This is a genomic window from Cryobacterium sp. MLB-32 (assembly GCF_000738085.1).
Lineage (GTDB): Bacteria > Actinomycetota > Actinomycetes > Actinomycetales > Microbacteriaceae > Cryobacterium.
This window is the reverse complement of sequence record NZ_JPRS01000211.1, coordinates 1-8,501: the sequence shown is the minus strand read 5'-3', so window position 1 is coordinate 8,501 and position 8,501 is coordinate 1. Positions and strand designations below refer to the sequence as shown.

The window sequence follows — 8,501 nt, the reverse complement described above, 5'->3', positions numbered from 1 at the left end:
GATCATCGACTCTTCGTCCCCTGTCCAGGTGGCCTGGGTAATGGCCGCTCGAACTATGTTGTTGCCGTCGCTCATGCTGTTGCCTCCACTGGTTCAGAACGTCACACTCCATCGGACTGCGTTGTCCGGTTTTGTTATTATTTGACGTAAACATTTCAAATGTGTTTCTCTGTGTGACGCACGCGTTAATCATCCTGTCGACCTATCGACTGCGAGGCAAGCAATTTGCAGATCTTCATTCACGGCCTCGAAGACCGCACACCGGCCGCAATCGCGGCTCATGTGGGGCGGCTCATCTCCTCCGGCCGCCTCCCCGAGGGCGAACGCCTGCCCACCGTTCGGCAGCTCGCAAGCGCGCTGGCGGTCAGCCCGGCCACCATCAGCCACGCCTGGCAGGCCCTCGCTTCCGTGGGACTCATCGTCTCCCGCGGCCGCAGCGGAACCTTCGTGCTCGGCACGGCGCCGCGCTGGTTGCCGGCGCGCAGCCGATCCATGGCCGGCCAGTCGAGCGAGGTGCGCCTCGACCTCTCCCGCGGAACCCCGGACCCCCTGCTGCTGCCGAGTCTTGGACCCGCGCTGTCCCGCCTTCAGGAACATGCCGTCACGCCGAGTTACCTCGCGCTGCCCGTGATCCCGGAGCTCCTGGCCGTGCTCGAGCACACCTGGCCCTACCGGGCTGAGGCGATCACCGTCGTCGACGGCGCGCTCGACGCGGTGTCCCGCAGCCTGGACCAGATCACCCGGTTCGGGGACCGCGTGATCGTGGAAAACCCCGGGTTCCCGCCGTTCTTCGATCTGCTCGACCAACTCGGAATCGAACGGCTGCCCGTCGCAATCGACGAGCACGGCATCGTGCCCGCGGACTTCCAGGCCGCCCTCCGGCGTTCCCCCGCAGCCGTGATCCTGCAACCCCGAGCCCAGAACCCCACCGGGGCATCCATGCCCACAGCGCGCGCCGCGGAGCTCGCGCGGCTGCTGCGCACCATCCCGCAAGCCTCCGAAACGATCGTGATCGAAGACGATCACTCGGGTGAGATCAGCATCGCCCCCGACGTCAGCCTTGGCAGCTGGCTGCCCGACCGGGTGCTGCACGTGCGCAGCTACTCGAAGACCCATGGACCCGACCTGCGCATCGCGGCCGTCGGGGGCCCGGGGGAACTCATCGACGCTATTGTGGCGCGCCGCATGCTCGGCCCCGGCTGGACCAGCCGCATGCTCCAGGGCATCCTCCACGATTTACTGACCGCGGGCGACAGTATGGCCCAGGTCAGCGAGGCGCGTCGCATCTACTTCGCGCGGCAGCGTGCCTTGCGCCTGGCCCTTGCCGAGTGCGGCATGGAGGCGCCGCAGGCGGATGGTATGAACGCGTGGCTGCCCGTGCACGACGAACGCGAGGCCCTCGTGCGCCTCGCGGCCGCGGGAATTCGCGTGGCCGGCGGTTCCCCATTCCTCGCGGACGAACACTCAGGGGAATTCATCCGCGTCACGGCAGCCGCGCTGCCCACAGACTTTGACTTCGTGGCGGCGGCACTCGTGCAGGCTGCGCTGCCTCCCGTGCGGAACACCCAGGCCCCCGGCCCACGATGGGCCTGAGCCGCGCGTTGGCCTAGGCTTGTTCCAGACCGCTGGCTGGGTATAGCCGGTAGCGCAGGCTTCGATTTGAGCCGCAGGTCACAGTCACGTCCTGCTCGTTACCCTCCCCCTTCGTCCGCGCACGTCCTCGTGCGACGGCGCTCAAGCGTCTGCGAGAACAATGAAACGCCACCTTTTCGCTGCATCGGCTGTCACCGCATCGGCCCTCCTGCTCGGCGGCTGCGCCTCCACTCCGGCCCCCGCCGCCTCCGAGAGCAGCGCCGCCACGACGGGATACCCGGTCACGCTGCAAAACTGCGGCACTGCCGTGACCGTGGCCGCAGAGCCCCAGCGGGTCGTCACCATCAAGTCCTCCACCACGGAGCTGATGCTCGCGCTCGGGCTGAAGGACCGCATCGTGGGATCAGCCTTCCTCGACGGCCCCCTGCCGGCGAACCTGGAGGCGGCGGGCTTCGCACTCAACGTGGTGAGCGATTTCCTGCCCGGCCAGGAGGCCGTGCTCGGCCTCACTCCGGACTTCATCTACGGCGGTTGGGAGTCCAACTTCTCCGCCGACGGAGTAGGCGAGCGTGACGCGCTCACCACGCTCGGCATCGGCAGCTACGTCTCCCCGGCCGCCTGCAAGGGCGATTCCATGCCCGACCCGCTCACGTTCGACTCGGTCTTCTCCGAGATCACCGAGGCCGGTCAGATCTTCGGTGTCACGGATGCCGCAACCACGCTCGTCGACTCGCTCCGGGCCGATCTGGCAGGCCTCAACCCGGTCGCGACGACGGACGCCACCAAGCCCACCGCGCTGTGGTACTCAAGCGGAACGGACACCCCGTATGTTGGTGCAGGCATAGGCTCGCCCGAGATGATCATGGATGCCGCAGGGCTCAGAAACATATTCCACGACGTGCATGACACTTGGACGTCGGTGGGCTGGGAGTCCATCATCGAGGCGAACCCGGATGTCATCGTGCTCGTCGATGCCACGTGGAACACCGCGGCCGACAAAATCGCCAACCTGGAGTCGAGCGCCGCCACCCAGGGCCTCGATGCCGTCGTCAACAAGCGCTACATCGTGCTGCCGTTTGCGTCCACCGAGGCCGGCATCCGCAATGTCGAGGCCGCCGCCTCGACCATCGACCAGCTCGCCGCACTCCCCGAGTAACGGCACGAGGGACATTCGATGGTGAGGCCGTGACGCGCAGGCGATACGTGGGCTGGTTGGCGGTGGCCACGGTCGCCCTGCTTCTGGCCTGCGCGATCGCCGTGACGATCGGCCCCGCGAATGTGAGCCTCAGCCAGGTGCTCGGCACCTTCGCCGAGCGAATCGGAATTCCTTTCGGCCCCACCGTGCCGCCGCTCATCGACTCGATCGTGTGGCAGCTGAGATTGCCTCGGGTGCTCACGGCGGCGGCGGTCGGCGCCGGTCTGGCCCTGAGCGGCGCCGTGATGCAGAGCGTCACGCGCAATCCGCTCGCCGACCCGTACCTGCTGGGCCTGTCGTCGGGGGCATCGCTCGGCGCGGTGTGTGTGGTTATTCTCGGCGTGGGTTTCGCCCTGCCTGCTGCGGCCTTCCTCGGTGCGCTGATCGCCCTCTTCGCCACGCTCAGCATCGCCCGCGTCGGCGGCACGATAACGCCGGCGCGCGCGGTGCTCTCCGGTCTCGCCATCGCCCAGCTGGCGGCAGCCGGTACCTCCTTCGTGATTTTCTGGGCGGCCAAGGGCGATTCGTACCGCGAGATACTCAACTGGCTGCTCGGCTCCGTGGCGGGGGCAACGTGGCAGAGCGTCGCCATCTCGCTCGGCGCACTCGTGGTGGTCGGAACGGCGATCGTGCTCTCCGCCACGCGGCTGGACGCGTTCGCGTTCGGTGACACGTCGGCCGCGAGCCTCGGTATCAACGTGAACGCCACCCGGTGGGCACTCCTCGGTTCGGTGGCCCTGCTGACCGGGGCGATGGTGGCCGTCAGCGGTTCGATCGGATTCGTCGGACTCATCCTTCCGCATCTGGTGCGCGGCCTCAGCGGTCCGGGCCACCGTCGGCTACTGCCGCTCGTGGCCGTGTGCGGGGCGCTCTTCCTGGTGATCGCCGACACTCTCGCCCGCACGGTCTTCGACCCGAGGGAACTGCCCGTGGGAATCATCACGGCCTTCATCGGCGTACCGGTTTTCATCCTGCTGATCAAGCGAAAGAAGTCGGCCGTATGGGCATGACCAATTCCGGGATCACGAATTCCGGGGTGACCCTCACCGACCTGTCGTTCTCCATCGACGGAACCCGCATTCTGAGCGACGTGTCGGCATCCGTTGCCACCGGCACCATCACGGGCCTGCTCGGCCCCAACGGCGCGGGCAAGTCAACGCTCCTGCGGCTGATCGCGGGCATCGACAGGGCGGATACCGGAACGGTCGCGCTCGACGGCGTCGCCATCGGCACGCTGCCCCGCCGCGAGGTGGCCCGTCGCATCGCCCTGTTGGAGCAGAACACCGCGCCGAGCGTCGATCTGTCCGTGGTCGAGGTCGTCCTGCTCGGCCGCATCCCCCACCGCACCCGCCTGCTCGGCAGCTTCGGCGGCGACGACAACAAGCAGGTGGCCGCGGATGCCCTCGCCGCCGTCGGCGCCGCAGAGCTCGCCGATCGACTCTGGCACACCCTCAGCGGCGGCCAGCAGCAGCGCGTGCAGATCGCGCGCGCGCTCGCGCAGCGTCCGAGCCTGCTGCTGCTGGATGAGCCGACCAACCACCTCGACGTGAGCGCGCAACTCTCACTCCTCGGTCAGGTACGAGATCTGGGCCTGACCGCCATCATGGCTCTGCATGACCTGAATCTGGCGGCCGCGTACTGCGACAGGATTCTGCTGCTGCACGACGGTCGACTCGTGGCCGCCGGAACGCCGCGCGAGGTGCTGATCCCGGAGACCATCAAGGCCGTCTACGGCGTGGAATGCGACATCGTCGACCACCCCCGGGGCGGACATCCGGTGATCGTTTTCTCCCCCCTGGCCACCTCAACCACGCAAGGAACCTCATGAAGAACATCACGGTGCTGGCCGGCGGCGTCGGCGGAGCACGATTCACCCGCGGCCTCCTCGCCCACCTGGCCCGGACGGACCCGGGGGCCGCCGTCACCGTGGTCGTGAACACGGGCGATGACATGTGGCTGGATGGCCTGCGAATCTGCCCCGATCTCGACACCGTGATGTACACCCTCGGCGGCGGCATCAACGAGGAGCAGGGCTGGGGCAGGCCCGACGAGAGCCGCCGCGCCGCCGCTGAAATCTCGGCTTACGGTCGCGGCTGGTCGTGGTTCACCCTCGGCGACCTCGACCTCGCCACCCACATCGTGCGCACCGACCTGTTGCGCAGCGGATCCACCCTCAGCGAGGTAACCGAGTTTCTCTGCCGACGCTGGAAGCCCGGTGCCCGTCTGTTGCCGATGAGCGACCAGCCGGTGGAGACCCACGTTCGTCTTGCCAGGGACGTGGACGAGCACCGGGCGGGCGAACTTATGCACTTTGAAGAATGGTGGGTTCGCTATCGCGCCGGCATTCCGGTCACGGAGTTCGTTCAGGTGGGACTGGCCGATGCCGTGGCCGCGCCGGGGGTGGTCGAGGCCATCGAGCGGGCCGATCTGGTGATCCTTCCCCCGTCGAACCCGGTGGTGTCCGTGGGAACGATCACGGCCGTTCCGGGCATCCGCTCCGCCCTCAGCTCCACCGACGCGCGGGTCGTCGGGGTCTCACCCATCATCGGCGGGGCGGCCGTGCGCGGCATGGCCGACGCGTGCCTGCACACGATCGGCGTGGAGACCTCCGCCAGTGCGGTGGGGCTCCACTACGGGGCCCGTGCAGCCGGCGGACTGCTCGACGCCTGGCTGGTGGACGAAACGGATGCGACGGCGCTGCCCGCCCTCGCGGCCGCCGGCATCCGTGCCGCGGCTGTGCCGCTCTGGATGCGCGACGACGCCTCGACGGCTGCCATGGCCGCCGCCGCGATCTCCCTCGCCCGGGCCTGATCGGCGGCAAGCCGCGTCGTTCTCGCGATAGGCGACCGCGGCAACGGGCGCGGCGCGCACAAGCGGCGCGGCGTTCAGACCACGGCTGCCCCGACGAGAGCGCGGGTGAAGCGGCCGAGGCCGAGCGAACCAGCTACCTCGAGATCCGCGGGCGTGTCAACGTCACGACGGATAGATGCCGACGCAGGAATATTCAGTTGGATGTGTCCGGCAGCCTCGTGCGCCGCCCTGGATCCGGGACCGAACTGCGGCTGGAACTCTACTCCGGCGAGGGCCAGCAGCGTTGTCGTGCCGGTGCCTTCAGCGTCGGCGACCATCGACCGCTCATGCGCCATCCCGTGGGCGAGAGCGGATTCGACGTCACTCACGAGAAGCGCGGGCAGGTCACCCGTGAAGACCGCCACGTTCGCGTGCGGGCATGCCTCGCGAGCCGCGGCCACACCCTGCCCGATGGCGGCGTTGAGCGAATCGACGGGAGCCCGGCTCTCCGCCACGATGACGGCGCCCAGGTGCGCGAGCAGTGGGGCAAGGCGGGTGTCTCCCGTCACGACGAACACCCGTTCCACGTTCGAGGCCGCGACCAGCGCGGCCACGGTGTCGAGGGCGAACGCGTCGGCGAGGGCCGCGCGCTCGGGCAGATCCGCCAGCCGGCTTTTCGCCCCCGGATTGCCCTTCACCGGCACGACGGCAACCCAGCTCATCGGCTTTCCCCGTCAAGCCGGCACGGCCGCGCGCACATCCTTGCGTGGTGTCGACAATCACGAAGATGTGGCTGATCATCCTCAATTATCTCACTCGGTAAAGGTCAGTCCCGCCTGCTCGAGCCTGGCCAACGAGCACTCGTGCCGCTTACTAGACCCGCCCAGCGCCCTCGGCGTACCCCTCGTCGTACCCCTCGTCGTACCCCGTCGCATAGCCTTCGTCGGAGCCTTCCGCGAAACCTTCCGCGCGCGCCTCGGCCGAACCCAGCCGGAACATGTCGTTCTCGCTCGGCCGTTGCAGAGCGGATGCCCCGGCGAGCGCGAGATCACCCACCACATGCGCCAGGCCGCGCACCACGGCAACAGGGTTTCCGCTGGTCTTACCCTTCACCAAATCTGCCGCGCCGGCGATCTCGTCGGCGACGGCGGCGACCGTCACGTCGAGGCGGCGACCCGAGACATCCGTGGTGCCACGAAGGTCGTCGAGCACCGCAATCCCGGCAGCACCGATCGCAATGTCGGTCTGCCCCTCGCGCCACGCCCGCCCGGCGGTGTCGGTGATGACCACACCGAGGAGCAGGCCCGTGCGTGCGCGCAGCTCGGCGCAGAGAGCGCGGGCGGAGGCATCCGGGTCGACCGGCAGCAGCAGCACGATGCCCTCTGGCGCGTTGCTCGTGTCGACACCGGCGGCCGCAAGCACGAGACCCTGTCGGTTTTCCACGATGCGGGTCACGCCGCCCGGGTGCTCCCTGGTGGCGACCACGCGCACGGTTTCGTCGGTGATCGCCTGCTCGCGATCCGCGGCAGCCACCTGCCGGCCCTCGGCTTTGGACACGATCTTGCTCGTGACGGCGAGAATATCGCCGTGCTGCAGGGTCGCTCCCGCCGCGCGCTCGATGAGCGCGGCGAGGTCGTCACCGGCGACGACCTCGCCGATACCCTCCAACGCGAAGACCGACAGCACTGAACCCACCGACACCTAGCGGACGAGCTTCGGCAGCACCTGCGCGCCGAAGACGTCGATCCACTGGCGCTGATTGCGACCCACGTTGTGCAGGTAGATACGGTCGAAACCGAGGTCGACGAACTTCTGAATGTATTTGCGGTGTTCATCGGGGTCGGCCGAGATGATCATGCGGCCCTCGAAGTCTTCCGGGCGCACGAGCTTGGCGATCTGCTCGAACTCGAAGGGTGAACGGATGTCGCCCTTCGGGAACTTCATGCCGCCGTTCGGCCACTCCAGCAACGCGTTCTTCATCGCCTCTTCGTCCGTTTCCGCCCAGCTCATGTGCAGCTGCAGCACCTTGGGCATCGTGGACGGGTCCTTGCCGGCGTCGCGGGCACCATCGTCGAACTTGCCGAACAGCATGGAGATCTTCTCCAGCGGTGCCCCCACGGTGATCAGGCCGTCCGCGTGGCGACCGGCGCGCTTGGCCGTCACGGGTCCGGCAGTCGCGACGAGAATCTCGGGAGCGACCTCCGGCATGGTCCAGAGGCGAGTGGACTCCAGCTTGTAGAACTGACCGGAATGCTTCACGTCCTTGCCCGCGAGCGAGGCGGTGAAGAGCTTCGAGATGATCTCGATGGCCTCGAACATGCGGTTGATGCGTTCGGGTGCTTCGGGCCAATACACGCCCACGATGTGCTCATTGAGGGCTTCCCCGGAGCCCAGGCCCAGCCAGTGACGTCCCGGGTACATGGCGGCGAGCGTCGCGGAGGCCTGCGCAACCATGGCGGGGTGCCAGCGGAACGTGGGTGCGGTCACGCCGGGGCCGAGGTCACCTTTGGTGCGCTCGGCGATTGCCGCCAGCACGCTCCAGACGAAGGAGCTCTGCCCCTGCTGCGGTACCCAGGGTTGAAAGTGGTCGGCCGCCATCACGCCGCTGAATCCGTGTTCCTCGGCATACGCCGAGAGGGCAACCGCCTCCGAGGGGGCGAACTGCTCCAACATGGCTGCGTAGCCAATCTGCAACTCCGTCATGGTGACCTTCCTGAGCGTCGGGTGATCCTCACCATTAAAGCGCAACAGTCTGACTGCCGAATTCACAACCAGCCCCGTTTAGGCTGGACACATGCGCATTGCCACCTGGAACGTCAACTCCATCCGCGCCAGAGTCGACCGCACCGTGGACTGGATGGTGCGCGAAGACATCGACGTACTCGCCATGCAGGAGATCAAATGCAAGCCGGAGCAGTTCCCG

Annotated in this window: 9 protein-coding genes; 6 read left to right on the top strand and 3 right to left on the bottom strand. The window is 67.7% G+C overall.

Annotation, left to right across the window (positions count from 1 at the left end):
- Positions 1–225: 225 nt before the first annotated feature.
- The 5 genes from JF66_RS16235 (at position 226) to cofD (ending at position 5,599) form a co-directional block, all read left to right on the top strand.
- Positions 226–1,593, top strand: a complete 1,368-nt coding sequence (locus JF66_RS16235) for a PLP-dependent aminotransferase family protein (RefSeq protein ID WP_035879652.1) — start codon at positions 226–228, stop codon at positions 1,591–1,593.
- Positions 1,594–1,753: 160 nt separating this feature from the next.
- Positions 1,754–2,749 carry a putative F420-0 ABC transporter substrate-binding protein gene (locus JF66_RS16230; RefSeq protein ID WP_035879650.1) on the top strand — a complete coding sequence of 332 codons (996 nt, stop codon included), beginning with the start codon at positions 1,754–1,756 and terminating at the stop codon, positions 2,747–2,749.
- A 29-nt stretch (positions 2,750–2,778) separates the two neighbouring features.
- Positions 2,779–3,798 (top strand): putative F420-0 ABC transporter permease subunit, encoded by a 1,020-nt coding sequence (locus JF66_RS16225; RefSeq protein WP_051973646.1) that lies wholly within the window; start codon positions 2,779–2,781, stop codon positions 3,796–3,798.
- Positions 3,795–4,616: an ABC transporter ATP-binding protein gene (locus JF66_RS16220; protein WP_035879655.1), complete on the top strand. Its 822-nt coding sequence runs from the start codon at positions 3,795–3,797 to the stop codon at positions 4,614–4,616. The genes JF66_RS16225 and JF66_RS16220 overlap by 4 nt, the downstream gene beginning before the upstream one ends.
- On the top strand, positions 4,613–5,599 hold the full coding sequence (gene cofD / locus JF66_RS16215; RefSeq protein WP_035879647.1) for a 2-phospho-L-lactate transferase: 987 nt from the start codon (positions 4,613–4,615) through the stop codon (positions 5,597–5,599). Before JF66_RS16220 ends, cofD begins: the two co-directional genes overlap by 4 nt.
- Before the next feature lie 74 nt (positions 5,600–5,673).
- On the opposite strand, the gene cofC is transcribed toward cofD, so the two are convergent.
- The 3 genes from cofC to JF66_RS16200 all read right to left on the bottom strand — a co-directional run bounded on the left by cofC (position 5,674) and on the right by JF66_RS16200 (position 8,281).
- Positions 5,674–6,300 carry a 2-phospho-L-lactate guanylyltransferase gene (cofC, locus tag JF66_RS16210; RefSeq protein WP_035879645.1) on the bottom strand — a complete coding sequence of 209 codons (627 nt, stop codon included), beginning with the start codon at positions 6,298–6,300 and terminating at the stop codon, positions 5,674–5,676.
- Positions 6,301–6,451: 151 nt separating this feature from the next.
- A complete protein-coding gene (cofE, locus tag JF66_RS16205) occupies positions 6,452–7,279 on the bottom strand; it encodes a coenzyme F420-0:L-glutamate ligase (RefSeq protein WP_051973645.1) in 828 nt (275 codons plus the stop codon).
- Positions 7,280–8,281, bottom strand: a complete 1,002-nt coding sequence (locus tag JF66_RS16200) for a TIGR03557 family F420-dependent LLM class oxidoreductase (protein ID WP_035879643.1) — start codon at positions 8,279–8,281, stop codon at positions 7,280–7,282. It abuts the gene before it with no gap.
- A 91-nt stretch (positions 8,282–8,372) separates the two neighbouring features.
- On the opposite strand from JF66_RS16200, the gene JF66_RS23135 reads away from it, so the two are divergent.
- Positions 8,373–8,501: endonuclease/exonuclease/phosphatase family protein (locus JF66_RS23135; RefSeq protein WP_369798050.1), on the top strand; the 129-nt coding region annotated here is incomplete at its 3' end.

Coding starts and splice junctions, on each gene's coding strand:
- JF66_RS16230 (WP_035879650.1), top strand. CDS start 1,754: ATGAAACGCCACCTTTTCGCTGCATCGGCTGTCACCGCATCGGCCCTC.
- JF66_RS16220 (WP_035879655.1), top strand. CDS start 3,795: ATGACCAATTCCGGGATCACGAATTCCGGGGTGACCCTCACCGACCTG.
- cofD (WP_035879647.1), top strand. CDS start 4,613: ATGAAGAACATCACGGTGCTGGCCGGCGGCGTCGGCGGAGCACGATTC.
- cofC (WP_035879645.1), bottom strand. CDS start 6,300: ATGAGCTGGGTTGCCGTCGTGCCGGTGAAGGGCAATCCGGGGGCGAAA.
- JF66_RS16200 (WP_035879643.1), bottom strand. CDS start 8,281: ATGACGGAGTTGCAGATTGGCTACGCAGCCATGTTGGAGCAGTTCGCC.